Genomic DNA, 23,632 nt, shown 5'->3' with positions numbered 1-23,632 from the left:
CGGCAACGACTCTACCAGGACGATCACGCATGATCGTCACGGGTGCTCCGCCATCCGAGTGCGGAGCACTGCTGTGCGTGACATAAGCTGATTGGACCAGACCACCGGCAGTCATCGGTTGCTTTACAACGACGGGACTTGCGCAGAAGTACAGCTGCGCGTACCGTCACGCTAAGTCACCAACGGGTCCTTCGAGAAAACTGCCGATCCGCTGAACTGGGCCAAGCCGTGTGGCGAGGGGAACACGTTAGGCCGCAGTTGTGTCTATGGGGAGCTACATGTCCACCGAGTACGCGAAAGCGCTGGGCGTCCGACTGCGCGCCATCCGATCCCAGCAGGGCCTGTCCCTGCACGGCGTAGAGCAGAAGTCGCAGGGCCGTTGGAAGGCCGTCGTCGTCGGCTCGTACGAGCGCGGCGACCGCGCTGTCACCGTGCAGCGCCTGTCCGAGCTCGCCGAGTTCTACGGCGTGCCGGTCCACGAACTGCTGCCCGGCACCGGCGCCCCGGCGTCGGCGCACGAGCAGGGCGGCAAGCTGGTGCTCGACCTGGAGCGGCTCAAGGCCCTCCCGGTCGACCAGGCCGGTCCGCTGCTGCGCTACGTCGGCAGCATCCAGAGCCAGCGCGGCGACTGGAACGGCCGGGTCATGACGATCCGCGGCGAGGACCTGCGCACGCTCGGCGTCATCTACGAGATGGCACCGTCGGAGCTGGTCAAGATGCTCACCGAGTGGGACGTCCTGAACCCCGCCGCGGCGCGTCCGTACAACGACGAGGAGGGCGACGGCGAGGCCGGCGGCTTCCCGGGCGGCTTCGCCGAGGACGACGAGGCGTAAGCAGGTCCACAGCTTCACCACGGCTCAAAGCCCGCCCCGCATCTGCCGCGCGGCGGGCTTTAGGCTGTTCGGACGAGGACGGAAGCTAAGAATCGGGACGCCTGCAGCCCGGCTCGACAGCTCGACAGCTGCGCCGATTCAGGCGATTCCAGTGATCGAACCGATCCAAGCGATTCCAGCGACCCGAGCGGCTCAGGCCGCCCACGGAAGGAACCCGGGCCGTCCGCCCGAGGTCGGGCCGCCATGGTCCCCCAGCCCAGCCGCCGAGCGCAGCGAGCCCAGCGGGAAGATCCGCTCGGCGGGCTTGTCCTCGAAGAAGTCCAGCAGGATCAGGTTCACCAGCTCCGGCTTCTCCAGCGGCGCCGCGTGCGAGGTCCCCGGGACCACCGCCAGGCGGCCGTCGCGCGCCGTCCCGGCCAGCGCCGCGCTGTGCGCGATCTCGACGCTGTCGTCGTCGCCCTGCATGACCAGCAGCGGCATCGGAAGCGCGGCGATCTCGTCCATCCCGACCGACGTCCCCTCGCGCCACATCTGGTGCAGCTTCTCCTCGACGACCGCGAAATGCTCTGGGCCGTCCGGGGACAGGGCTTGGTAGACCGGCTTCCAGGCGTCGGCCAGCAGCGTCCGGCCGGGCTCCTCCCCCAACTGCGCGGCCAGCGCGGTCTCGCCCTCGGGACCCGCCGTGCCGCCGATGAGGACCAGCCGGCGCACCAGGTCCGGACGGCGCAGCGCCAGGCGCAGGACCACGGCGGCGCCGTTGCTCCAGCCGACCAGCCGCACCGGTCCGAGGCCGAGCGCCTCGATGAAGCCGGCGAGGTCGTCGGCGAAGTTCTCGTAGCTGAACGGGCCCTCGACGTCCGCGGTCCGGCCGTGGCCGCGGCATTCGGGGGTGAAGACCTGGTACCAGTCGGCGAGCAGGTCCAGCTGCGGGCGCCAGATGTCGGCGATCCCGCCGGTGCCGTGGAGAAGGATCACCGGTTCGCCCTCTCCGGCGACCTCGTAGTACATGTTCAAGCCGTCGACGTCCACGTAGGCGCCCATGGGCAGCTCCCCTCGCTCCGCTAGCCGGACGGACTTCCGACCCGCGACCAGCCTCCCGCCGGCGGCTGGCAGACCGCTGACGAGCCGCTGACAGCGGCCGGTCAGCGCTGCTCAGTCGGCTGTGACCGCCGCTTTGCGGGCCCGGTGCGCCCGCACCCTGCCCCGGCTCGCGCACGCCGGGGACGGACACCAGCGGCGGCGGCCGTCCGGATCGGCGAAGACGCCCCGGCAGTCGGACTCCGGGCAGGACTTCAGCGCGTGGCGCTCGGGTCCGGTGAGGTGTTCGGCGGCCTGGCGGGCGATCCGGCCGAGGGCGGCGGCGGCGTCCTGCGGGGCGGGGCGGTCCAAGCCCGGCACGCCTGCCGCGGCGACCACGCGCAGAGGCTCGTCGTGGGCCGCCAGGAAGGCGATCAGCTCCCCTGCGGCCTCCTGGTGCGGATCCTCGCCGGTGGCGGCGGACAGGGCCAGCGGACGCAGCGTTTCGCGCAGGTGGCGCGCGAGGTCCAGATCCTCGGCGGTGACCGGTGTCGGGGTCTGCGGAGCCAGTTCCACGGCGGCCAGCCATTCGGCGAAGCGCTCCGGGGTGGGGATGCGCTCCTCCGGATGGCGGCCGAACGCGCTGCCCCGGGTGGCGAGCAGGTTCAGCCACGTCGCGCCGGTGTCGAGGCGGAAGGGGGCGGGGTCCATGCGGATCAGTGTAACGGTCTCACCGTTACATCTGCTAGCGTGCTCAAGTAACGCTTGAGGCGTTACACGAAATGCGGGAGGACCCATGGACTTCGAAGCAGCCACCCTCGACCGCGAGGCCGGCTACGCCCTGCTGGACGTGCTCCAGGACGAGGCGACGCAGAACGCCGCCCTGCCCGGCGTGGAGAAGCTGGCGCCGGGCTTCACGGACTGGATCGTGACGGCGCTGTTCGGCGGCACGTACCAGCGCCCCGCGCTGACCCTGCGGGAGCGGCAGATCGTCAACCTGGCCGCCCTGACGGCGCTGGGCGGCGTGGAGCCCCAGCTGGTCGGGCATGTGAAGACCAGCGAGCGGATCGGCATGAGCCGGGAGGAGATCGTGGAGGTCTTCGTACATCTGGCGCCGTATGTCGGCGTGCCGAAGGCGCTGGCGGGGCTGCGGGCGGCTGCGGCAGCGTTCGAAGCGGCGGACAAGTGATCCGCACGGTCCTGGGCGACATCGCGGCGGACACGCTGGGCGTCACCGATTCCCACGACCACCTGTTCTTCGCCTCGACCAAGCTGCCCGGCCAGGAACTCGACGACCCGGCGGCGGCCGAGGCCGAGCTGCGGGCGTTCGCGGCAGCCGGCGGACAGGCGCTGGCGCAGTGGACGCCGATAGGGTTGGGACGGCGTGCGGAGGAACTGCCGGCGCTGTCGGAGGCGGCCGGGGTGCACATCATCGCGGCCACCGGGTTGCATCAGGCGGTGCACTACTCGCCCGAGAAACTTCCACGGCTGCTCGACGGGCTCGCTGAACGGTTCATCGCAGAACTCGGCGAAGGGCTGCGAGGTGATGAGGAGCCGGACGGACCGCCGCTGCCGCCGCGCGCCGGGCTGATCAAGGTGGCCGGGGACTTCCACCAGGTGGATCGGCACGCCTCAGTGGTCTTCGAAGCAGCCGCCGCCGCGCACCACGCCACGGGGTCGGCCGTCGCCGTCCATCTGGAAGGCGGCACTCATCCCCTCGGCGTGCTGAGGACCCTGCACGACCGGCTCGGCGTCCCCGCCGGATCGGTGATTCTGGGCCACCTGAACCGATTCCCCGATCCCGGACCGCACCGCGAGGCCGCCGAAGCAGGAGCCTTCCTCGGCTTCGACGGCCCGTCCCGCGCCAACCACGCGACCGACTGGCACCTGTTCGACCTGCTGGGTTCCCTCGTCGAGTCCGGGCACGCCGACCACGTCCTGCTCGGCGGCGACACCACGAGCGCGGCGGCCCGAGCCGCGAGCGGCGGCGGACCGGGCATCCCGTTCCTGCTCACCGATATCAGGGCTCGCGTGCAGCGGGACTTCGGGCCCGAAGTCGCCGGCGCGTTCTTCCGCCGCAATCCGGCGCGCGCCTTCGACGCCGATTGGCGTGTCTGAAAACACAGTCCGCGCAAGCAGAAGGGCCCGCCCCGCGAATCGTCGCGGGACGGGCCCTTCCTCGTATCTCGGCTACCGCTTCAAGCTGTCCTTGACCTCGGCTATCCGCGCGAGCAGCCCGTTGACGAACTGCGGCGACTCGTCGGTCGACATCAGCCGCGCCAGCGAGACCGCCTCGTCCAGGACCACCGCGTCGGGCACGTCGGACTGCCAGAGCAGCTCGTACACGCCGATCCGCAGGACGTTGCGGTCCACGGTCGGCATGCGGTCCAGAGCCCAGCCCTCGCTGTGCTCGTCGAGCAGGTCGTCGATCTTGTCCACGTGCTCCAGCACGCCCTCGACCAGGGTCGCCGCGTACGGCTGCACCTGCGGGATCGTGCCCTCGGGTCCCTGGGCACGGATCCGTGCCTGGGTGTCGGCCAGGACCGTGCGCGGATCGACGCCCCGCAGATCCGCCTCGAAGAGGATCTCCAGGGCCCGCTGCCGGGCCTTGCTGCGCGGAGAAGCCATCAGCTGCTGACGCGGCCGAGGTAGGAACCGTCGCGGGTGTCGACCTTGACCTTCTCGCCGGTGGTCAGGAACAGCGGGACCTGGATCTCGTGGCCGGTCTCCAGCTTGGCGGGCTTGGTGCCGCCGGTGGAGCGGTCGCCCTGCAGGCCCGGCTCGGTGTACTCGATGACGAGCTCGACGGCGGCCGGCAGCTCCACGTACAAGGGCGTGCCCTCGTTCGTGGCGACCAGGGCCATGGTGCCCTCGAGCATGTAGTTGGCCGCGGTGCCGACGGTGTCGCCGGAGACGTGCAGCTGGTCGTACGTGTCCATGTCCATGAACACGAAGTCGGTGCCCTCCTGGTAGAGGTACTGCATGTCGCGGCGGTCGACGTTGGCCGTCTCGACCTTGATACCGGCGTTGAAGGTCCGGTCGACCACCTTGCCCGAGAGCACGGCCTTGAGCTTCGTGCGCACGAAGGCGGGGCCCTTGCCCGGCTTGACATGCTGGAACTCCACGACAGACCAGAGCTGGTTGTCGATCTTGAGGACCATGCCGTTCTTCAGTTCATTCGTGCTAGCCACGTCGGTGTGTACTCCTGCTTCCCGACTGCCGGCCCTGGCGAGTCAGACCGCATCGGAGCGGTCTACAGCACCAGCAGTTCCTTGGTGGTAATGGTGAGCAGCTCCGGACCGCCCTCGGCCTTCGGCCGGACCACCAGGGTGTCCTCGATGCGGACACCGCCGCGGCCCGGCAGATAGACCCCGGGTTCGACGGTCACCGGAGTGCGATCATCCAGTGTACCCGGCAGACCGGCGCCCAGCCTCGGGTCCTCATGGATCTCCAGGCCGACGCCGTGTCCGAGACCGTGTCCGAAGTACTCCCCGTACCCGGCGGCCTCGATGACGCCGCGCGCCGCGGCGTCCACGTCGGCGCAGCGCACGCCCGGCTCCAGCGCCTGCCGCCCGGCCTTCTGCGCGGCGAAGACCAGGTCGTAGACCTCCACCTGCCAGTCCGCCGGCGCCCGGCCGACCACGAAGGTGCGGGTCATGTCGGCGTGGTAGCCCTGGTAGAGCGCGCCGAAGTCGATCTTGAGGAACTCGCCCTCGCCGACCCGGCGCTCCCCGGGCCGGTGGTGCGGGACGGCCGAGTTCGGGCCGCAGGCCACGATGGTGTCGAAGGCCCGGCCGTCGGCGCCGTGGTCGGTCATCCGGCGCTCGAGCTCCTGGGCGATGTGGCGCTCGGTGCGCCCGATGAGGATGGACTCGGTGAGCTCGGCCAGCGCGCGGTCGGAGATGGCGCAGGCCTCGCGGATGAGCGCGATCTCGCTCTCGTCCTTGATCCGGCGCAGCTCCTCCACCGCGTGCCCGAGCCCGACCAGCGCCGCGCTGGGCGCCGCCGCGGTGAGCTCCGAGGACAGCTGCCGGTGCTCCTCGACGGTGATCTCGTGCTCCTCCACCGCGATGCGCCGCAGCCCGTCCTTGGCGGCACGCTCGACCAGCGCCGGCGCGCAGTGCCGGACGATGATCCGCTCCACGTCCGGGACCTCGGAGGCGGCCTGGGTGTCGTAGCGGAAGTCGGTGCAGAACACCGCGCCGCCCCGGGTGACCAGGACCGCGCCGTTGGAGCCGGTGAAGCCGGTCAGGTAGCGGACGTTCACCAGCTTGGTGACCAGCGCGGCGTCGGCGTCCACCGCCTCCAGGCCGGCGCGCAGCCGCTCGCGGCGGGCGGCGTACGCCGGGGGGTCGATGGCGGCGGGTCCGGTTGCGCTGCGGTCTGCGGTCATGCCCCCAGACTACGAAGCTCCGTTCACTCCGGCAGCTCAGACAGGGCCCTTAGCGCGAGAAGATAAGAGTTGATCCCGAACCCGGCGATGGTTCCGCTGGCCACCGGCGCGATGACGCTCTTGTGCCGGAACTGCTCGCGCGCGTGCGGATTGGAGATGTGTACCTCGATCAGCGGCGCGGTGCGCAGCTTGGCGGCGTCGCTCATCGCGTAGGAGTAGTGCGTGAAGGCGCCGGGGTTGATGACCACCGGGATGCGGCCGTCGGCGGCCTCGTGCAGCCAGCGCACGATCTGGCCCTCGTCGTTGGTCTCGCGCACCTCGACGTCGAAGCCCAGCTCGGCGCCGAGCGCCTCGCACGCCTTGACCAGCCCGGCGTAGGACACCGCGCCGTAGACGTCGGGCTCGCGGCTGCCGAGGCGGCCCAGGTTCGGGCCGTTGAGGACCAGGACTTTGCGCTGCTCGCTCACAGGTCGACCGCTCCCTTGGCGCTCGGCTCCGCGGCGACCTCGCTGTACGCCGCGACCAGCAGGGCCGGGTCCGGGCCCTCCAGGACCGCGGGCTTGGCCAGGCCGTCCAACACGATGAAACGGAGCATGTCGGCGCGGGACTTCTTGTCCACGCGCATGGTCTCCAGCAGCTTGGGCCAGGCGTGGCCGTCGTAGGCGGTCGGCAGGCCGAGCGCGGTGAGGATCTCGCGGTGCCGGTCGGCGGTCGCCTCGTCCAGGCGGCCGGCGACCCGGCCGAGTTCGGCGGCGAAGATCATGCCGACGCTGATCGCCGCGCCGTGGCGCCAGCGGTAGCGCTCGTTGCGCTCGATCGCGTGGCCGAGGGTGTGGCCGTAGTTCAGGATCTCCCGGCGCCCGGCCTCCTTCAGGTCGGAGGAGACCACGTCGGCCTTGACCGCGATGGCGCGCTCGATGAGCTCGCGGGTGTGCGGGCCGTCGAACCGCTTGGCGCCCTCGATGTCCGCCTCGACCAGGCGCAGGATCTCCGGGTCGGCGATGAAGCCGCATTTGACGACCTCGGCCAGGCCGGCCACGAAGTCGTTCTGCGGCAGCGTCTGCAGCGTGTCCAGGTCGCACAGCACGCCGGCCGGCGGGTGGAAGGCGCCGACCAGGTTCTTGCCCTCGGCGGTGTTGATGCCGGTCTTGCCGCCGACCGCGGCGTCGACCATGCCCAGCAGCGTGGTCGGGATCTGGACCACCCGGACCCCGCGCAGCCAGGTCGCGGCGGCGAAGCCCGCCAGGTCGGTGGTGGCGCCGCCGCCGAGGCCGACGACGGCGTCGGTGCGGGTGAAGTTGGACTTGCCCAGGACTTCCCAGATGTAGGCCAGGACGCCGACGGACTTGGCCTCCTCGGCGTCCGGGACCTCGACGGTCAGCGCCTGGTAGCCGCCGTGCTCGATGAGGTCGTCGCGGACCGCCTCGGCGGTGGCGGCCAGCGCGCGCGGGTGCACGATCGCCACCCGCGCGGCCTTGCTGCCGATCATCGCGGGCAACTCGCCGAGCAGGCCGTGGCCGACCACTACCTCGTAGGGGAGTTCTCCGCCGACCTTGATGCGCGTTTCGCTCGTCACTTCCCCAGGCTTTCGACGATCTCAGCCGCGACCTCTTCGGGCGCGCGGTCGGTACGGACGGTCAGGACGGCGACTTCCTCATACAGAGGACGCCGCTCGTCCATGAGCTTGAGCAGCGTGCCGCGCACGTTGCCCAGCAGCAGCGGGCGGTCGCGGTTGAGGCCGACCCGGGACGCGGCGTCGGCCAGCGTCACCTCCAGGAAGGCGACCCGGTGCTCCTTGAGCAGGATCCTGGTGTCGGCGTCGAGGACGGCGCCGCCGCCGAGGGCGAGGACGCCGTCGTGGGAGGCGAGAGCCTCCTTGACGGCGCTCTTCTCCAGCGCGCGGAAGTGCGGCTCGCCGTGGTCGACGAAGATCTCGGCGATCTGCTGCCCGGCGGCGGTCTCGATGTCCTCGTCGGAGTCCCGGAACCCGACGCCGAGCTGCTCGGCCACCAGGCGGCCGACGGTGGACTTGCCGGAGCCCGGAGCCCCGACCAGGACGACGACCGGGCTCATGCCTGCGCCTGCCCGGAGTGCTTGGGACCGGCGATGCGGATGGGCAGGTTCGCCAGGTAGGACTCGTAGTTGCGGCGGGTCTCGGCCACCGAGTCGCCGCCGAACTTCTCCAGCACCGCGTCGGCCAGCACCAGCGCGACCATCGCCTCGGCGACGACGCCGGCCGCCGGGACCGCGCAGACGTCCGAGCGCTGGTGGTGCGCCACGGCCGACTCGCCGGTGGCGGTGTCGACGGTGCCCAGGGCGCGCGGGACGGTCGCGATCGGCTTCATCGCGGCCCGGACCCGCAGCAGCTCGCCGGTGGACATGCCGCCCTCGGTGCCGCCGCTGCGGCCGGTGCGCCGCCGGACGGACAGCGGGTCGCCGCCCGCGGCCTCCATCTCGTCGTGCGCCTGCGAGCCGGGGATGCGCGCCAGCAGGAAGCCGTCGCCGATCTCCACGCCCTTGATGGCCTGGATGCCCATGATCGCGCCGGCCAGCCGGGCGTCCAGGCGGCGGTCGGACTGCACGTGCGAGCCCAGCCCCGGCGGCAGGCCGTAGACGACCACCTCGACCACGCCGCCGAGCGTGTCGCCGTCCTTGTGCGCCTGGTCGATCTCGGCGATCATCGCCGCCTCGGCCTCGGGGTCCAGGCAGCGCACCGGGGACGCGTCGAGCTTGTCGACGTCCGAGGGCAGCGGCAGCACGGCGCCGCGCGGCGACTCGGCGCCACCGATACCGACCACGTGCGAGACGATCTCGGCACCGATCGCCTGCCGCAGGAAGTCCCGCGCCACCTCGCCCAGCGCCACCCGCGCGGCGGTCTCCCGCGCCGAGGCCCGCTCCAGGACCGGCCGCGCGTCGTCGAAGCCGTACTTCTGCATCCCGGCCAGGTCCGCGTGCCCGGGCCGCGGGCGCGTCAGCGGCGCGTTGCGCGCCTGCGCCTGAAGCACCTCCGGATCGACCGGATCGGCCGCCATAACGGTCTCCCACTTCGGCCACTCGGTGTTCCCCACCTGAATGGCCACCGGCCCACCCTGCGTGAGCCCGTGCCGCACCCCGCCGAGAATGGCCACCTGGTCTTCCTCGAACTTCATGCGCGCCCCGCGCCCATAGCCGAGCCGCCGGCGCGCGAGAGCGTCGGTGATGGCCTTGGTGGACGTCTCAACCCCGGCCGGCAGTCCTTCGAGGACCGCGGTGAGGGCGGGACCGTGGGATTCCCCTGCGGTGAGCCAGCGTAGCGACATGGTGCGATTCTTCCACGTCTCGCCTGGCGAGCCGGACGGTGTTCGGGGTTCGGACGCCGGGGTGCGCGGCGGGCGGACCGCCCGCCAAATCCCGTTGCACCCCGCGCGCGGCCGCTGGCACAGTGCCAAGTTCGCCCCCGGAAGGACAGGACCCTTGGTCGTCTATGCCCTCATCACCCGACAGGCCTTCCGTCGCTACCTCACCTATCGTGGCGCGCTGCTCGGCGGCGTGCTGGCCAACACTGTGTTCGGCGTCATCAAGGCGTTCATCATGACCGCTGTGTGGAAGCAGCGGCCCAGCATCGGCGGCTATGGGCTGGCTGATGCGCTCACCTATGTCTTTCTCGCGCAGGCGATGATCGGGCCGATGTCGCTGCTGACGAATGGGCTCGACATTCCCGCGCGCATTCGGTCCGGCGACATCGGGACGGATCTGTTCCGGCCGGTCGACTTCCAGGCCTACTGGCTCGCGAACGATCTGGGGCGCGCCGCGTTCGGGCTGCTGGGGCGCAGTGTGGTGCCTTTCATAGTCGGGGCGTTGATGTTCCATCTGCATGTGCCCGCCGATCCGCGGGTGTGGGCTGCGTTCCTGGTGGCGGTGTTCCTCGGGACGATCGTGAGCTTCGCGCTGCGCTACCTGGCGGCGATGTCCGCGTTCTGGCTGCTGGACGAGAAGGGGGTGACCGGGCTGGCCAACGTCCTCACCTCTTTCCTCGGCGGCATGATCGTGCCGCTGGTGCTGTTCCCGGCCTGGCTGGGGCATCTGGCGCGGATGCTGCCGTGGGCCTCGCTGGTGCAGCTGCCGGCGGACGTGTTCCTGGGCAAGCGGACCGGCGCCGCGATCGGCGGGGCGTATCTGTTCGAGATCGGGTGGGCCGTGGCGCTGCTGCTGGCCGGGCGTCTGATCACGCGGCGGGCGCGGCACCGGGTGGTGGTCCAGGGTGGCTGAGCCGCGCTTGGAGAACCGCTTGGAAAGCGGCTACGAGAAGCGCTTCGATCAGCGCACGCCAGGAACCGTGGCGACCTACGCCTGGACCGCCCGCTTCTGGGCGCGCTCGGCCATGCAGTACCGCGCGTCGATGGCGCTGACCATGGTGAACAGCGCGTTGACCGCGAGCCTGGAGCTGCTCGGCATCCTGGTCGTGTTCGGCAACGTCAAGGCGATCGGCGGCTTCTCGCTGCCCGAGGCGCTCTACCTCTATGGGACTGCGCAGGCCGCGTTCTACACCAGCGACCTGCTTTTCACCGGCACCGAGTACTTGGCCGTGCGCATCCGCATGGGCACCTTCGACAGCTTGCTGATCCGGCCGGTCGGGGTGCTGCCGCAGGTGTTCGCCGACCAGTTCACGCCACGCCGGCTCGCGCCGCTGGTCCCCGCGTACACGGCGCTGGCCGTCGGGCTGGCCAAGGCGCCGGTGCACTGGACGCTGCTGCGCGTCGCGATGGTGCCCTACACGCTGCTGGTCGGGGTCGCGGTGTTCGGGGCGATCTGGATCCTGGTCGGCGCGTTCCAGATCGTCGCGGCGGACGCCTCGGAGGTGATGAACAGCATCACCTATGGAGGTCAGTACATGACCTCCTATCCCCTGGCGTTGTACGGCCGCAACCTGATGCTGTTCCTCACGTTCGGCCTGCCGCTGGCCTACGTGAACTGGCAGCCCACCCTCTACGTCCTGGACCACGCCGACCCGCTCGGCACGCCCTCCTTCCTCCGCTTCGCCGGACCGCTGTTCGCCGCCGCCCTGTGGGGTCTGGCCCTGCTCGCCTGGCGCCAGGCCCTGCGCCACCACCGATCCACCGGGAGCTGACCGCCGTGAACTCTGTATCCCGACCCATCATCGAAGCCGAGAACCTGTCGAAGACCTACACGCTGCGCAAGAAGGCCGGCCGCCTGAAACGGGAGCGGACCACCGTCGAGGCGGTCCGCGACCTGAACCTGGCCGTCGCCGAGGGCGAGCTGCTGGGCTACATCGGGCCCAACGGCGCCGGGAAGTCCACCTCGATCAAGATGTTCACCGGCATCCTGTCCCCCTCGGCCGGCACGCTGCGGGTCGCCGGACTGGAGCCGATCCGGGACCGCAAGCAGCTGGCCCGGCGCATCGGCGTGGTGTTCGGGCAGCGCACGACGCTGTGGTGGGACCTGCCGCTGCGCGACTCCTTCGCGCTGCTGCACCGGATGTACGCGGTCCCGGAGGCCCGCTTCGCCGCCAACCTCAAGCGCTACGTCGCCCTGCTCGAGCTGGAGCCGCTGCTCGACACCCCGGTGCGCCAGCTCAGCCTCGGCCAGCGCATGCGCGGCGACCTGACCGCCGCGCTGCTGCACGACCCGGCCGTGCTCTACCTGGACGAGCCGACGATCGGGCTGGACGTCACCAGCAAGGCCGTGGTCCGCGAGTTCCTGGCCGAGCTGAATCGGGAGCAGGGCACAACGATCGTGCTGACCACCCACGACCTGGACGATATCGAGCGGTTGTGCCGCCGGGTGGTGGTGATCGACCACGGGACCGTCGCCTATGACGGCGATCTGGACGCCCTACGCGCCCGGTTCGCGGCGGACCGGACGCTGGTCGTGGACCTCGCCGAGCCCGGTCCGGCGATCGACGTGCCGGGCGCGACGGTGGCGCGCGTGGACGGCCCGCGCCAGTGGCTGACGTTCCCGGCGGAGGCGAACGCGGCGGCTCTGGTGTCCGCGATCGCGGCGCGCTATGAGTTGTTGGACGTCTCGATCAGGGACGCAGACATCGAAGAAGTTATCCGCAACCTGTACACAGGCTGATACGGTAACCGCGCACTGTCGGGCGAGGCCGCTGAACTGCAACGACTTATCTGGGAGGCGCGATGGCCGGATGGACCGTTCCCGGATACACCAGGATCCGGGTACTCGGCGCCGGGGAAGCCGCTGGGGTGGTCGCCGGGGACGGCGGGGGTGGCGGGGGTGGCGGGGACGCCGGGGACGCCGGCTTGACCGTCGAAGCGGTGCACGACGCGAGCGGCGCCCGGGTCGTGATCACCTACCCCGGCGCGCGGGTGTGTTCGGACGAGGCGTTCCGCGACCACTTATGGCAGGACACCGAGCGGCTGGCCGAGCTGGACCAGCCGAACGTGGTGCGGGTTCGCGAGGTCGTGCCGTCGCCGACCGGGACCGAGCTGGCGCTGGTCACGGAGGCGGTCGAGGGCGCAGCACTGCGGAGGGTGCTCGCGATCTCGGGTCCGCTGCCCCCGGAGGCGGCGCTGACGGTGCTGCGCGGGTCGCTGCTCGGGCTGGGCGCGGCGGCCGAGGCCGGGGTGGCGCACCGGGACTTTCAGCCCTCGAACGTGCTGATCACCCCGGAGGGGGACGTCAAGGTCGGCGGGTTCGGGCTCGCGGCGCGGACCGGGGCGATGATGCCGGCGGCTGGGACGTCGTCGTATATGGCGCCGGAGCTGTGGGAGGGCGCCACGCCGGGGTTCGTGACGGATGTCTACGCGGCCGCGGCGACCTTCTTCGAGTGCCTGACGGGGCGTGTGCCGTACACGGCGGAGTCGGTGTTCGAGCTGCAGACGATGCATCGGGCGGCGCCGATACCCGTGGGGGATGCGCCGGAGACGTTGGCGCCGTTGCTGGCGCAGGGGTTGGCGAAGGCTCCAGAGGAGCGGCCGGCTTCGGCCGAGGCGTTTCTCGCCGAGGTGGACGCGGCTGCGGTCGTGGCGTTCGGGTTGGAGTGGGAGGAGCGGGGGCGGGGGGAGTTGGCCGCCTTGGTGGCGGCGCTGCCTGCGGAGGATGCTGGCGGCGCGGGTGCTGCGGGTGCCGTCGCTGGCGGCGTGGGTGTCACTGGTACCGACAGTCCCGCTGGCGCCGCGATGGGCCGCCGGACCAAAGCCGGAATCGCTGCGGCCGTGGTCGCAGTGGTCGGCGTCGCTGTGGCGGCGGCCGCGTTGTCTCCGGGGAAGCACAGCGAGGCGGCGGTCAGGCCGCCCGGCGAAAACACATCGGCAAATTCCGGCCAGGGTTCGTCAACGGACGGCGGCTCTTCGGCGGGCGCCGCGGGGGTGGCGCCGACACCGGGTGTGAACAGCACGGGCAGTACGCCCTCGGCGACGACGACCGGCGGTCCGACCACTTCGACGAGCGAGACCTCTCCCGGCTCGACCCTGGCCACGACGGCGACCGCGATCAGCGTGCCGCTGCCGACGTTGAACCCCCTGACATCGCCGCCGAACGAGTCGATTCCGCCGTCGCAGCTGCCGCCCCCGACGCGCCCGACCGGGCCCGGCGGGAGCACCGCACCGCCTTCGTCGTCGAGCGTCACGGTGACGATCTCGGCCAGCGCGGGCATGACGAAGGGCACGTACAGCGGGCCGTGCCCGCCTCCAGAGCCGCCGACGGCGACGGTGACGTTCAACGTCTCGGGGCTGCCGAGCAGCGGCACGGTGGCGATCACGTACCACTGGCGCGTGACCGGCGACAGCGTCACCGGCAGCGGCGTGGTGAACGCACACAACGGCTCCAACCCCCAGACCTTCGCGATGTCGGACGACCAGCAGAATCTGTCGGGCGAGGTCGAGATCACCTGGACCGCGCCAGGAATGCCGGGCGGCACGGCCGATGCCGGACGGGTGGACATCACGTGCACACCGAGTGACAGCAGCAGCGACCCCACGACCAGCGACTGAGCCCCTCTCCACGCTCGCCTACCCCAACCCCAACGCCTCAACGACGACGCGCCGCACCTCACTGAAGGACGGCGCCTCGTCGTCGCGCCCGGCGGCAGCCAGCTGCACCGACCCCACCAGCATCAGGGTCTTGAGGTCGGTGTCGAGCACGGCGGGAAGCCGCCCAAGATCACGCTCAGCCTCCAGATAGCCGGCGACCATACGAGTGCCCTCGGTCAGCACCGGCAGCCCTGGGACGCCAGCCGCCCGCAGCCGGGCACGCAAACCATCGCGGAAGGTCACGAGCACCAACACGTACTGAGCCACCGAGCCGAAGAACGCGGTCAGCGCCTCAGCCAGATTGTCAGCTAGATCGCCCTGCCCAGCGCACGCCCGCAACCGCACATCCTGCTCCCCCACCCGCCGCGCCCGGTCGATGAGGTAGTCGGCAAGGAAGGCATCGAAGTCGGCAAAGTGTCGATGCAGCACCCCCTTGGCAACCCCGGCCTCCTCAGTAACCGCCCGACTGGTCAAAGCCGCCGGACCCCCAGCAAGCAGAACCCGCTCAGCGGCACCAAAAAGCTGCTCACGCGGATCACGAATGGCAACGCCAGTCGGCACAGCAGCAGATCCCCTCAACGGACAATGGACGAGTGGGCACGCGCCCACTAGAGTGGGCACATGGTCACTATAGCTCGAGACACCCCCGGTGAGCAGCCCTGCGAGTCGAACGATGAGCACGGCGACCTCACCACACAGCCCACCAATGCAACGCCGAAGCCCGCACCCGACAGGCCCGCCTCCGACCCCGCCAGCACCGAACCGACCTCGCATCTCGGAAGCCCGGCACCCGAGCCCGCCAGCACCATTTCGCACCGCAGCCAGCCGAGCACGCGAACCGGCGGACCGGCGCCCGAGCCGGTCAGCACCATCTCGCAGCGCAGCCAGCCAAGTGCCGAGCCGACCTCGAATCTCGGAAGCCCGGCGCCCGAGCCGGTCAGCACCACCTCGCAGCGCAGCCAGCCAAGTGCCGAGCCGACCTCGAATCTCGGAAGCCCGGCGCCCGAGCCCGCCAGCACCACCTCGCAGCGCAGCCAGCCAAGCGCCGAGCCGACCTCGCACGTCGGCAGTCCGGCGCCCGAGCCGGTCAGCACCATTTCGCGCCGCAGCCAGCCGCGTGCCGAGCCGATCTCGCATGTCGGCGGCAACGCCTCCGAGCCCGCCAGCACCACCTCGCAGCGCAGCCAGCCGAGCACTGAACCGCCCTCGCATCTCGGCAGCCCGGCACCCGGGCCCACCTCCGACCCCGGCAGAGCGATCTCCGCATCCTTCGGCGAGGACCCCGACCGCTACGATCGCGCGCGCCCCCGCTACCCGCGCGAGCTCATCGAGCGCATTGTCGGTGGGCGGGGCGGCGGTCGGAGTGTGCTGGATGTCGGCTGCGGGACTGGCATTGTCGCGCGGCAGCTTCAGGCCGCTGGTTGTGCCGTCCTGGGGGTCGAGCCGGATGCGCGGATGGCGGGGTTCGCGGCGGGGCGGGGGGTGGTTGTCGAGGTGGCGCGGTTCGAGGATTGGGAGCCGGGCGGTCGTGTCTTCGACCTGCTCACCGCTGGTATGACCTGGCATTGGGTCGATGCGGTGGCGGGGGTCGAGCAGGCTGCGCGCGTGCTGCGGCCTGGCGGTCGGATCGCGTTGTTCTGGAACGCTTTTCAGCTCCCGCCGCAGCTTGCCGAGGCGTTCGCGCAGGTCTACGCCGAGCTTCTGCCCGAACACCCGATGTACCAGCACGGTGCGCGGGCCGGTAAGGATGTCTACGCCCCGCTGCTCGCGAGCACCGCCGATCGCCTGCACGACGCCGGCTTCGAGCAGCTCGAGCACTGGCGCGACGAGTGGCAGTGCACGTATACCCGCGCCGAGTGGCTCGACCTGTTCCCGACATTCGGCGGCCATGCGCTCCTGCCGCGCGGAACCGTCGCCGCGTTGCAGGAAGCGATCGGCGCCGAAGTTGATGCGGTCGGCGGCGAGTTCGTGGTCGAATACGCGACCGTGACGGTGACCGCCACAGCAGCAGCAGCAGCAGCGACAGCGACAGCGACAGCGACAGCGACAGCGACAGCGACAGCGACAGCGACAGCGACAGGAACAACAACACCGATGCGCCAAGGCTGAACAAGTTCAGCCGATCACCGCCCAGTCACCGCCCAGCCAGCGCCGCTTCTCCCGCAGCCCGCATCGCCGCCAACGGCGCCGGCGCGCGCCCCGTCATCAGCTCGACCTGCAGCACCGCCTGGTGGACCAGCAGGTCCAGCCCGCCGAGTACCGCACCGCCGCGATCCGCCCAGGCGGCGGCCAGCGGCGTCGGCCACGGGTGATACAGCACGTCGAACAGTGTGCCTGGAGCTGTCGGGACCGACTCCGCGAGGTCGTCCGTCGCGCCGACCGGCGTGGTGCCGATGACCAGTTCGCAGTCGAACGCCGCTGCGGCTTCGGTCCAGTCGCGGATGCGCACGGCGGTGCCGACCGCATCGGCGATCGCGTGGACCTCGGTGTCGCGGGCGTGGTTGCGGATGTAGACCTCGACTTCGGCCTTGGCGATGCCTGACAGGGCGGACAGGGCTGAGGACGCCGTCGCGCCCGCGCCGAGGACGGCTGCCGAGGCCGCGTCGGTCACGCCGCCTTCGGCCAGGGCGTTGACCAGGCCGGGGACGTCGGTGTTCGTGCCCTGCCTGGAGCCGTTCGGGGCGAGGAGGACCGTGTTCACCGCCTCGACGGCGCGGGCGGTGGGGGTGACCTCGTCGAGGAGGGGGATGATCGCGCGCTTGAGCGGCATGGTCAGGGACAGGCCGGCCCAGGAGGCGTCGAGCCCGGACAGGAAGTCCGGGAGCGACGCCTCGTCGACCTCGTGCGCGTCGTAGGTCCAGGCGGTGAGGCCGAGCGCGGCGTAGGCGGCCCGGTGCAGGACCGGGGACAGCGAGTGCGCGATCGGGGAGCCGAGGACGGCGGCGTGGCGGGTCAGGTCGGGTTCCTCACTGTGAGGTGGAACAGGCCTTGTCGCGCTGCGACTGCTGGCTCTTGGTGTAGAAGTTCGTGCCGGTGGCGGTGACGCACCAGTAGTAGTACCCGTCGTGGGTCGGTGCGAGCGCGGACTTGATCATGTCGTCGGACGTGATGTACACCGGCGTCGGCGGCAGACCGTGGTGCGGCGCGTAGGTCGAGTACGGGTTGTTCGCGTCCTGGACCTGCTTGGCGGACGGGAGCTGGCCGGCCGGGAGGTGCCCGATGAAGTACAGCGCGGTGGAGTCCACGCCGAGGTAGTCGCCGGCCTTCAGACGCGCGTAGACGCCCTCGGCGACGCTGGCGCCGTCGTTGGGGTCGGTGACCTCGCCCTCGGCGATCGAGGCGACGGTCAGCACCTGCTCCGGCGTGCACTTCACGGTCCCGCAGGTCACCTTCGCGGCAGCCGTCTCGAAGTTGATGTTCTTCAGGAACGTCATCCGGTTGGCGACCATCTGCGTCAGGAGGCTCTTCGGCGAGTCGGACGACGTGATCGAGTACGTCCCCGGCTCCAGCATGCCCTCGGCGGTGAACTTGTGGCTCGTGGAGTCCACCGACCACGCCGGCAGCCCGATCGTGTTGTTCGCGATCGCGGCGTCGAAGTCGGCCTGCTTCCACTTCCGCTTGCTGATCAGGCTGGCGATGACGTCCTTCGACCACTCGTGGGAGGTCACGATTATCTGCGAGGCGTCCGACAGGTTCGACTTCTTCAACAGCTCCAGCACCGCGTTGGTGCCGGAGATCTGCGGACAGAGCGCGTAGGTTCCGGCGGTGATACCGGAGGAGCCCTGGTTCTGGTTGGCGGCGTTGACGTACGCCCGCGCGCTCTTCACCACACCGGCGCTGAACAGCGCGTTCGCTATCTGCTGGCCGGTCGCGCCGCGCGGGACGTCCACCGGGATCTTCGCGGTCGCCGGGCAGTTCGCCGCCGCGGTGTAGTCGGGGGCGGGACCGTACTTGCCCTTGTAGTACGAGTAGCCGGCGTACATGCAGCCGCCGAACAGGCTCAGGATGCCGACGAGCACGAACAGCGGTGCCCAGGCGCGCAGCTTGCCGCCCCGGCGCCGTGGCGACTGGTCCTCGAAGAACCCGTCGTCGTTCCAGTCCCCGCCGCCGTTCTGGTCATAGCCGGCCTGGTCGTAGCCGCCCTCGGCGTACTCCTCCTCGGCGGCGCGCCGGCCGCGGCTGCCGCGTCCCCGGGAACCGCCGCGCGACCGGCTTCCCCGGCCGCCCTCCTCCCAGCTGCCGCTGGCCTGCTCGGCGTAGCCCTCGCCGCCGGGCGCCGCCGCGCCGGTGTCGCCCCAGCCGTCGTCGCCATAGGAGTCGGCCGCCGTCGCGGTGCCGCCAGCGGCGTAAGGGTCCTGCGACTGGTGCGCGTAGGGGTCGATGACTTCGCTCTGGACGACCTTCGGGCCGGGCCGTGAGGCGCGGCGTCCGCGCGTACCGCCCGCCGCCTCCGGCTGGCCCGCCTGCGGCTGGCCGTAACCCTGCGGCGCCTGCTGGCCGTAGCCGGCGCCAGCGCCGGCGCCGGGCTGCTGGTAGCCCGGCTGCCCCTGCTGCTGACCGTACTGCTGCGCCTGCGGCTGCTGCTGGCCGTAGCCGCGCGTGCCGCCGCCCTGCTGCGCCTGGCCGCCGTAGCCGCCCTGCTGGCCGTAGCCGCGCTGCTGCCCGGGCTGGCCCTGAGACTGCGGACCCGGCTGAGCCTGCGGCGGAACCTGCGGGCTCTGCTGTCCCTGCTGCCCGTATCCGCGCTGCTGTCCGGGCTGCTGCCCGGGCTGACCCTGCTGCCCCTGCGCGTAGCCCTGCTGACCGTAAGAACCCTGCTGTTGCTGCCCGTACCCCTGCTGGCTCTGGTCGTAGCCCTGCTGCTGTCCGTACGAGCCCTGCCGGCCGTAGCCCTGGTCGTACCCGGACTGCTGCTGGCCCTGCTGCTCCTGCTGGCCGTACGACGGATCCTCCCCATACGGATCCGACGGCTGCGCATCGGCCCTCCGGCGGCCCCGCCCCTGAGGCGCGTCGCCCCCGTATCGCCAATCGCCGTCGCTCATCAGTTGCCGTCCTCCAGCTGGACCATCAGGCCGGGCGGACGTCCGGACATCCGTTCGGCATCAAGTGCGTTCTGCAAGATAACCACGGCGGCAGCCTGGTCTACCACCGATCTGCCTTTCTTGGCTTTGACCCCGGATGCGCGCAGACCCTGGGTCGCGGTGACCGTCGACAGACGCTCGTCGACGAGCCGGACCGGCGTCCCGGGACCCAGGCGGCGCACCAGATCGCGCGCGTAGGCGCGGATCTTGGCCGCGGCCGGACCCTCGCCGCCGGACAGGGAGCGCGGCAGGCCGACCACGATCTCGAAGGCCTCGTACTCGGCGGCCAGCGCGGCCAGCCGGTCCAGGGAGGCGCGGCGCGGCTCGGCTTTCACCGTCTCCACCGGGGTCGCGAGCAAGCCGTCGCGGTCGCAGGAGGCGACGCCGATCCGGACGGTGCCGACGTCGACGCCGAGGCGCACACCGCGGCGCATCTCGCTTCGCGGGGACGGATCCGGGACCTCCGGCTGTTCCATGATCCGCGGTCCTCCTTCCGTCCGGGTACGGGCCACGCCAACCGTGACGCGTCCGTGACCGTACCCGGTTCCGGCCTCTGCTGTCGCCTCCGGGGACGATAACCGACGTGCCGGACACGGTATGACAAGACACGAATCACCGTGGGTGACGAGATCCGTGACAGGACCCGGGATCGAAGATCGATCCCGGGCCGGAAAGCCGTCTGGCGGCGTTTCGAAACGCCTACGCGGCCACCTTCTCCGCCACCGCCCTGCCGACGCCCTCCAGCGCCGCCGGGATGGCCGTGGCGTCGGTGCCGCCGCCCTGCGCGACGTCGTCCTTGCCGCCTCCGCCGCCGCCGAGCGTCTTGGCCGCCGAGCGCACCAGCTCGCCCGCCTTCAGACCAAGCCCGCGCGAGCCCTCGTTGGTCGCGATGACCACCACCGGCCGCTCCCCCGCCGCGGCCGCGACCGCGACCACCGCCGGGCGCGTGCCGAGCCGGCCGCGCACGTCCAGCACGAGCTTGCGCAGATCGTCCGCGGACGCGCCGTCGGGCGCCTGGTGCGTGACCACCGCGACGCCGTGGACGTCGCTCGCGCCGTCCACCAGCGAGCCCGCGATCTGCAGCAGCTGCCCCGCCTTGAGCGCGGAGATCTCCTTCTCCGCGTCCCGCAGCTTGGTCATGATGCCGCCGACCCGCTCGACCAGTTCCTCCGGGCGCGCCTTCACGACCTCCGCGAGCTGCGAAACCAGGACGTGCTCGCGCGCGAGGAAGTTGTACGCGTCGGTGCCCACCAGCGCCTCGACGCGGCGCACGCCGGAGCCGATCGAGGACTCGGACAGCAGCTTCACCAGACCGAGGCGGCCGGTGTTGTCCACGTGCGTGCCGCCGCACAGCTCGTGCGCCCACTCCCCGACCGAGACCACGCGGACCCGGTCGCCGTACTTCTCGCCGAACAGCGCCATCGCGCCCATCGCCTTGGCCTCGGGCTGGCTCATCACCTGCGCGGTGACCGACAGGTCGTCGATCAGCAGCTCGTTGACCCGCTGCTCGACGTCCGCCAGCACCGAGTGCGGGACCGCGCCCGGGGAGGCGAAGTCGAAGCGGAAGCGGCCGGGGGAGTTCTCCGAACCCGCCTGGGTCGCGGTCTCGCCGAGCAGCTCACGGAACGCCTTGTGAACCATGTGCGTCGCGGTGTGCGCGCGGGAGATCGCCGCGCGGCGCGCGGTGTCCACCTCGCCCCACGCCTCGGCGCCCAGCACAACCTCGCCGTCGCGCACGATCGCCCGGTGCGCGATCAGGTCGCCGACGGGCTTTTGCACATCCACGACCTCGGCCAGCGCGCCGTTGCCGAGCCGGATCAGACCGTGGTCGGCCAGCTGGCCGCCGCCCTCCGCGTAGAAGGGGGTGCGGTCCAGGACCAGCTCCACCTCGTCGCCGGGCTTGGCCGAGCTGCCGACCTGGCCGTTGACCAGCATCGCCTTCAGTAGGCCCTCGGAGGAGACCTCGTGGTAGCCGGTGAACGCCGACGGGCCCGCCGCGTCGAGCAGCTCCCGGTACGCCGACATGTCCGCGTGGCCGGTCTTCTTCGCCCGCGCGTCCGCCTTCGCCTGGTCCCGCTGCTCCTTCATCAAGCGGCGGAAGCCCTCTTCGTCGACGCTCAGACCCGCCTCGGACGCCATCTCCAGGGTCAGGTCGATCGGGAAGCCGAAGGTGTCGTGCAGCTTGAACGCCTGGTCGCCGGAGAAGACCGCGCTGCCGGAGGCCTTCGCCTCGTCCGCGACGGTCTCGAACATCGCCGAGCCGGTGCGCAGCGTCTGCAGGAAGGAGGTCTCCTCGGCGACCGCGACCGCGACGATGCGCGAGGCGTCCGCGATCAGCTCGGGGTAGGCCTGGCCCATCGCCCCTATGGTGATCTCGACGAGGTCCTTGATGGTCGCGCCGTGCGCGCCGAGCAGGCGCATGTTGCGGATCGCGCGGCGCATCAGGCGGCGCAGCACGTAGCCGCGGCCCTCGTTGCCGGGGGTGATGCCGTCGCCGATCATCATCGTCGCGGTCTTCACGTGGTCGGTGACCACGCGCAGCGAGACGTCGGTCCTGGTGTCCCGGCCGTAGGTGACACCCGCGATGGACGCCGCCTTGTCCAGGATCGCGCGCGAGGTGTCGATCTCATACAGGTTGTTGACGCCCTGCAGGATCGTCGCCAGGCGCTCCAGGCCCAGGCCGGTGTCGATGGACTTGCTGGGGAGCTCGCCGAGGATCGGGAAGCCGCCCTTGTCGCCGCCCGCGCCGCGCTCGAACTGCATGAAGACCAGGTTCCAGAACTCCATGTAGCGCTCGTCGTTCACCGCCGGGCCGCCGGCCTCGCCGAACTCCGGGCCGCGGTCGTAGAAGAGCTCCGAGCACGGGCCACAGGGCCCGGGCACGCCCATCGACCAGTAGTTCTCCTTCATGCCGAGGCGCTGGATGCGCTCGGCCGGGAAGCCCGCCTTCTTCCAGATCTCCTCCGCCTCGTCGTCGTCGAGGTAGACGGTGACCCAGATCTTCTCCGGGTCCAGGCCGAAGCCGCCCTCGGAGACCGGCGTGGTGCACAGCTCCCACGCCATCGGGATGGCGGTCTCCTTGAAGTAGTCGCCGAAGGAGAAGTTGCCGCACATCTGGAAGAACGAGCCGTGCCGCGTGGTCTTGCCGACCTCTTCGATGTCCAGCGTGCGCACGCACTTCTGGACCGAGGTCGCGCGCGGCCAGGGCGCGGGCTGCTCGCCGAGGAAGTACGGCTTGAACGGGGCCATGCCCGCGATGGTGAGCAGGGTGGTCGGGTCGTTCGAGATGAGCGACGCCGACGGGACGACCGTGTGGCCCTTCTTCTGGAAGAAGTCGAGCCAGCGGCGGTGGATCTCCGCGGATTCCATGAGCTTGTCAGCCTTCTTGGGAATGCGGCGCGCCGGGGCAGCAACCCTGGCGCCGCGAGTGACGGGGCGTCGGGGTGGGCCGGGTCGGCCAGGTGGGGCGACCGGCCCTAAATAGCTCGCGCCTTCTTGGAGAAACCGTCACCTTCCGGGTCACGGTCTGTCGACGTCGGGGGGACGTCGATGCCGAGCGCCACGTTGAGCTCCTCCTCGCGGTCGTGCGCCCGCTCGCGCACGTCCTCGAAGAACTCCTTGACCGAGTCCAGCAGACCGCCGCCGGAGATGGCAGCGCGGTCCGCGAGGCCCGCGGGGGTCAGTTCCTTGGCGGTGGCGGTGACCTTGCGGAAGACCAGCACTCCGGCGGTCGCGCCCATGGACACCCAGAAGAGGCGGCGCACAGTTCCTGTGAACATCAGACCGTCATCCCTTCTTCTTGTCGGCGCGACGGGCCTTGCGGTCCGCCTTCAGTTCGGCCTTGACGCGCTTGGCCACGTCCTCATTCTTGCGCGAGGTGATGGCCGCGCGCACCCCATAACTGAAGGAGGCCACCTTCACCAGCGGTCCGCCGATCGCCGAGGTGGCGGTGCCGACCAGGCCGGAGACGTTCTTCGACATCGTCGCGACGTTGTCGGTGATGGCGTCGACCTTCACCAGCTGGGCGTTGCCGTTCTTCACCGTGTCGGTGATCTCGTTCAGCATCGGGACGGTCTCCTGGGTGATGCCGGCGACCAGCTTGGTCGTCTCCTTCAGCACTTCGGCCACGCGGACCAGGACGAAGGCGAAGAAGCACACTCCGATCGCGAAGAAGATCGCGAAGATCAGTCCGACAATCGCGCCAGCGGACACCAGGGACTCCCTGAGTTGTTATCGGTATTGACGAAACGCTTTACGTTTGGAGACAGCACCTTATCGCGCGGCGGAAGGTGTCAGGCACCGGGCTCCGGCGGCGGT

Annotated in this window: 25 protein-coding genes; 8 read left to right on the top strand and 17 right to left on the bottom strand. The window is 70.8% G+C overall.

Going from position 1 to position 23,632, the window contains the following annotated elements; all coding sequences use genetic code 11:
- The first annotated feature begins 278 nt into the window (after window positions 1-278).
- The gene (gene bldD / locus CACI_RS11950; protein WP_012786610.1) at window positions 279-833 is read left to right on the top strand and encodes a transcriptional regulator BldD; all 555 of its coding nucleotides are present in this window, start codon (window positions 279-281) and stop codon (window positions 831-833) included.
- Window positions 834-1,025: 192 nt separating this feature from the next.
- Here bldD and CACI_RS11945 read toward each other — a convergent pair whose 3' ends face one another.
- Both CACI_RS11945 and CACI_RS11940 read right to left on the bottom strand, forming a co-directional pair.
- Entirely contained in the window at window positions 1,026-1,874 is an 849-nt protein-coding gene (locus CACI_RS11945; protein WP_012786609.1) for an alpha/beta fold hydrolase, read from the bottom strand.
- 111 nt (window positions 1,875-1,985) lie between these two features.
- Window positions 1,986-2,561, bottom strand: a complete 576-nt coding sequence (locus CACI_RS11940) for a CGNR zinc finger domain-containing protein (protein ID WP_012786608.1) — start codon at window positions 2,559-2,561, stop codon at window positions 1,986-1,988.
- 85 nt (window positions 2,562-2,646) lie between these two features.
- Between CACI_RS11940 and CACI_RS11935 the strand changes: the two genes are divergently transcribed.
- Both CACI_RS11935 and CACI_RS11930 read left to right on the top strand, forming a co-directional pair.
- Complete coding sequence (locus CACI_RS11935) at window positions 2,647-3,039, top strand: carboxymuconolactone decarboxylase family protein (RefSeq protein WP_012786607.1); 393 nt, start codon at window positions 2,647-2,649, stop codon at window positions 3,037-3,039.
- Complete coding sequence (locus CACI_RS11930; RefSeq protein WP_012786606.1) at window positions 3,036-3,968, top strand: phosphotriesterase family protein; 933 nt, start codon at window positions 3,036-3,038, stop codon at window positions 3,966-3,968. The genes CACI_RS11935 and CACI_RS11930 overlap by 4 nt, the downstream gene beginning before the upstream one ends.
- A gap of 72 nt (window positions 3,969-4,040) precedes the next feature.
- Here CACI_RS11930 and nusB read toward each other — a convergent pair whose 3' ends face one another.
- The 7 genes from nusB to aroC form a co-directional block, all read right to left on the bottom strand.
- Complete coding sequence (nusB, locus tag CACI_RS11925) at window positions 4,041-4,478, bottom strand: transcription antitermination factor NusB (protein ID WP_012786605.1); 438 nt, start codon at window positions 4,476-4,478, stop codon at window positions 4,041-4,043.
- Complete coding sequence (gene efp, locus CACI_RS11920) at window positions 4,478-5,041, bottom strand: elongation factor P (protein ID WP_012786604.1); 564 nt, start codon at window positions 5,039-5,041, stop codon at window positions 4,478-4,480. The genes nusB and efp overlap by 1 nt, the downstream gene beginning before the upstream one ends.
- A 62-nt stretch (window positions 5,042-5,103) precedes the next feature.
- Window positions 5,104-6,243 carry an aminopeptidase P family protein gene (locus tag CACI_RS11915; RefSeq protein ID WP_012786603.1) on the bottom strand — a complete coding sequence of 380 codons (1,140 nt, stop codon included), beginning with the start codon at window positions 6,241-6,243 and terminating at the stop codon, window positions 5,104-5,106.
- Between the two features lie 23 nt (window positions 6,244-6,266).
- Window positions 6,267-6,710 (bottom strand): type II 3-dehydroquinate dehydratase, encoded by a 444-nt coding sequence (gene aroQ, locus CACI_RS11910; RefSeq protein WP_012786602.1) that lies wholly within the window; start codon window positions 6,708-6,710, stop codon window positions 6,267-6,269.
- On the bottom strand, window positions 6,707-7,819 hold the full coding sequence (gene aroB / locus CACI_RS11905) for a 3-dehydroquinate synthase (protein ID WP_012786601.1): 1,113 nt from the start codon (window positions 7,817-7,819) through the stop codon (window positions 6,707-6,709). The genes aroQ and aroB overlap by 4 nt, the downstream gene beginning before the upstream one ends.
- Window positions 7,816-8,316, bottom strand: a complete 501-nt coding sequence (locus CACI_RS11900) for a shikimate kinase (RefSeq protein ID WP_012786600.1) — start codon at window positions 8,314-8,316, stop codon at window positions 7,816-7,818. The genes aroB and CACI_RS11900 overlap by 4 nt, the downstream gene beginning before the upstream one ends.
- Entirely contained in the window at window positions 8,313-9,542 is a 1,230-nt protein-coding gene (gene aroC, locus CACI_RS11895) for a chorismate synthase (protein WP_012786599.1), read from the bottom strand. Before aroC ends, CACI_RS11900 begins: the two co-directional genes overlap by 4 nt.
- A gap of 154 nt (window positions 9,543-9,696) precedes the next feature.
- Here aroC and CACI_RS11890 point away from each other — a divergent pair, with 154 nt between their 5' ends.
- From CACI_RS11890 to CACI_RS11875, 4 genes are all read left to right on the top strand, one after another.
- Window positions 9,697-10,491, top strand: a complete 795-nt coding sequence (locus CACI_RS11890) for an ABC transporter permease (RefSeq protein ID WP_041540171.1) — start codon at window positions 9,697-9,699, stop codon at window positions 10,489-10,491.
- Window positions 10,484-11,350: an ABC transporter permease gene (locus CACI_RS11885; protein WP_012786597.1), complete on the top strand. Its 867-nt coding sequence runs from the start codon at window positions 10,484-10,486 to the stop codon at window positions 11,348-11,350. Before CACI_RS11890 ends, CACI_RS11885 begins: the two co-directional genes overlap by 8 nt.
- 5 nt (window positions 11,351-11,355) lie before the next feature.
- Window positions 11,356-12,318 carry an ABC transporter ATP-binding protein gene (locus CACI_RS11880; protein WP_012786596.1) on the top strand — a complete coding sequence of 321 codons (963 nt, stop codon included), beginning with the start codon at window positions 11,356-11,358 and terminating at the stop codon, window positions 12,316-12,318.
- A 62-nt stretch (window positions 12,319-12,380) separates the two neighbouring features.
- Window positions 12,381-14,195 carry a serine/threonine-protein kinase gene (locus CACI_RS11875; RefSeq protein WP_012786595.1) on the top strand — a complete coding sequence of 605 codons (1,815 nt, stop codon included), beginning with the start codon at window positions 12,381-12,383 and terminating at the stop codon, window positions 14,193-14,195.
- 18 nt (window positions 14,196-14,213) lie between these two features.
- On the opposite strand, the gene CACI_RS11870 is transcribed toward CACI_RS11875, so the two are convergent.
- Together CACI_RS11870 and CACI_RS52280 are read right to left on the bottom strand one after the other, a co-directional pair.
- Window positions 14,214-14,795: a TetR/AcrR family transcriptional regulator gene (locus CACI_RS11870; protein WP_012786594.1), complete on the bottom strand. Its 582-nt coding sequence runs from the start codon at window positions 14,793-14,795 to the stop codon at window positions 14,214-14,216.
- Between the two features lie 47 nt (window positions 14,796-14,842).
- Entirely contained in the window at window positions 14,843-15,430 is a 588-nt protein-coding gene (locus tag CACI_RS52280) for a hypothetical protein (RefSeq protein WP_063643528.1), read from the bottom strand.
- Between the two features lie 61 nt (window positions 15,431-15,491).
- On the opposite strand from CACI_RS52280, the gene CACI_RS47690 reads away from it, so the two are divergent.
- Window positions 15,492-16,343 (top strand): class I SAM-dependent methyltransferase, encoded by an 852-nt coding sequence (locus CACI_RS47690; protein ID WP_395994333.1) that lies wholly within the window; start codon window positions 15,492-15,494, stop codon window positions 16,341-16,343.
- Window positions 16,344-16,368: 25 nt separating this feature from the next.
- Here the strand turns inward: CACI_RS47690 and CACI_RS11860 are convergent, their stop codons facing one another.
- From CACI_RS11860 to CACI_RS11835, 6 genes are all read right to left on the bottom strand, one after another.
- On the bottom strand, window positions 16,369-17,190 hold the full coding sequence (locus CACI_RS11860) for a shikimate dehydrogenase (protein WP_012786592.1): 822 nt from the start codon (window positions 17,188-17,190) through the stop codon (window positions 16,369-16,371).
- A 10-nt stretch (window positions 17,191-17,200) separates the two neighbouring features.
- Complete coding sequence (locus CACI_RS11855; protein WP_012786591.1) at window positions 17,201-19,276, bottom strand: endolytic transglycosylase MltG; 2,076 nt, start codon at window positions 19,274-19,276, stop codon at window positions 17,201-17,203.
- Window positions 19,276-19,791 (bottom strand): Holliday junction resolvase RuvX, encoded by a 516-nt coding sequence (ruvX, locus tag CACI_RS11850; RefSeq protein WP_012786590.1) that lies wholly within the window; start codon window positions 19,789-19,791, stop codon window positions 19,276-19,278. The genes CACI_RS11855 and ruvX overlap by 1 nt, the downstream gene beginning before the upstream one ends.
- 223 nt (window positions 19,792-20,014) lie before the next feature.
- Window positions 20,015-22,684, bottom strand: a complete 2,670-nt coding sequence (gene alaS / locus CACI_RS11845) for an alanine--tRNA ligase (RefSeq protein ID WP_012786589.1) — start codon at window positions 22,682-22,684, stop codon at window positions 20,015-20,017.
- Between the two features lie 107 nt (window positions 22,685-22,791).
- Entirely contained in the window at window positions 22,792-23,094 is a 303-nt protein-coding gene (locus tag CACI_RS11840; RefSeq protein ID WP_012786588.1) for a hypothetical protein, read from the bottom strand.
- Between the two features lie 7 nt (window positions 23,095-23,101).
- The gene (locus tag CACI_RS11835) at window positions 23,102-23,527 is read right to left on the bottom strand and encodes a DUF948 domain-containing protein (protein ID WP_012786587.1); all 426 of its coding nucleotides are present in this window, start codon (window positions 23,525-23,527) and stop codon (window positions 23,102-23,104) included.
- Between the last annotated feature and the right edge of the window lie 105 nt (window positions 23,528-23,632).

This window comes from Catenulispora acidiphila DSM 44928 (assembly GCF_000024025.1).
In the GTDB taxonomy this organism is placed as follows: domain Bacteria; phylum Actinomycetota; class Actinomycetes; order Streptomycetales; family Catenulisporaceae; genus Catenulispora; species Catenulispora acidiphila.
The sequence above is the reverse complement of the archived record's forward strand: the minus strand, read 5'-3'. Positions and strand labels throughout refer to the sequence as shown.

What these genes read in the sequence shown, in the direction of transcription:
- CACI_RS11945 (WP_012786609.1), bottom strand. Translation starts at nt 1,874, where the DNA reads ATGGGCGCCTACGTGGACGTCGACGGCTTGAACATGTACTACGAGGTC.
- CACI_RS11840 (WP_012786588.1), bottom strand. Translation starts at nt 23,094, where the DNA reads ATGTTCACAGGAACTGTGCGCCGCCTCTTCTGGGTGTCCATGGGCGCG.
- bldD (WP_012786610.1), top strand. Translation starts at nt 279, where the DNA reads ATGTCCACCGAGTACGCGAAAGCGCTGGGCGTCCGACTGCGCGCCATC.
- CACI_RS11900 (WP_012786600.1), bottom strand. Translation starts at nt 8,316, where the DNA reads ATGAGCCCGGTCGTCGTCCTGGTCGGGGCTCCGGGCTCCGGCAAGTCC.
- CACI_RS11855 (WP_012786591.1), bottom strand. Translation starts at nt 19,276, where the DNA reads ATGAGCGACGGCGATTGGCGATACGGGGGCGACGCGCCTCAGGGGCGG.
- CACI_RS11915 (WP_012786603.1), bottom strand. Translation starts at nt 6,243, where the DNA reads ATGACCGCAGACCGCAGCGCAACCGGACCCGCCGCCATCGACCCCCCG.
- aroC (WP_012786599.1), bottom strand. Translation starts at nt 9,542, where the DNA reads ATGTCGCTACGCTGGCTCACCGCAGGGGAATCCCACGGTCCCGCCCTC.
- ruvX (WP_012786590.1), bottom strand. Translation starts at nt 19,791, where the DNA reads ATGGAACAGCCGGAGGTCCCGGATCCGTCCCCGCGAAGCGAGATGCGC.
- alaS (WP_012786589.1), bottom strand. Translation starts at nt 22,684, where the DNA reads ATGGAATCCGCGGAGATCCACCGCCGCTGGCTCGACTTCTTCCAGAAG.
- CACI_RS11875 (WP_012786595.1), top strand. Translation starts at nt 12,381, where the DNA reads ATGGCCGGATGGACCGTTCCCGGATACACCAGGATCCGGGTACTCGGC.
- CACI_RS11935 (WP_012786607.1), top strand. Translation starts at nt 2,647, where the DNA reads ATGGACTTCGAAGCAGCCACCCTCGACCGCGAGGCCGGCTACGCCCTG.
- nusB (WP_012786605.1), bottom strand. Translation starts at nt 4,478, where the DNA reads ATGGCTTCTCCGCGCAGCAAGGCCCGGCAGCGGGCCCTGGAGATCCTC.
- CACI_RS11940 (WP_012786608.1), bottom strand. Translation starts at nt 2,561, where the DNA reads ATGGACCCCGCCCCCTTCCGCCTCGACACCGGCGCGACGTGGCTGAAC.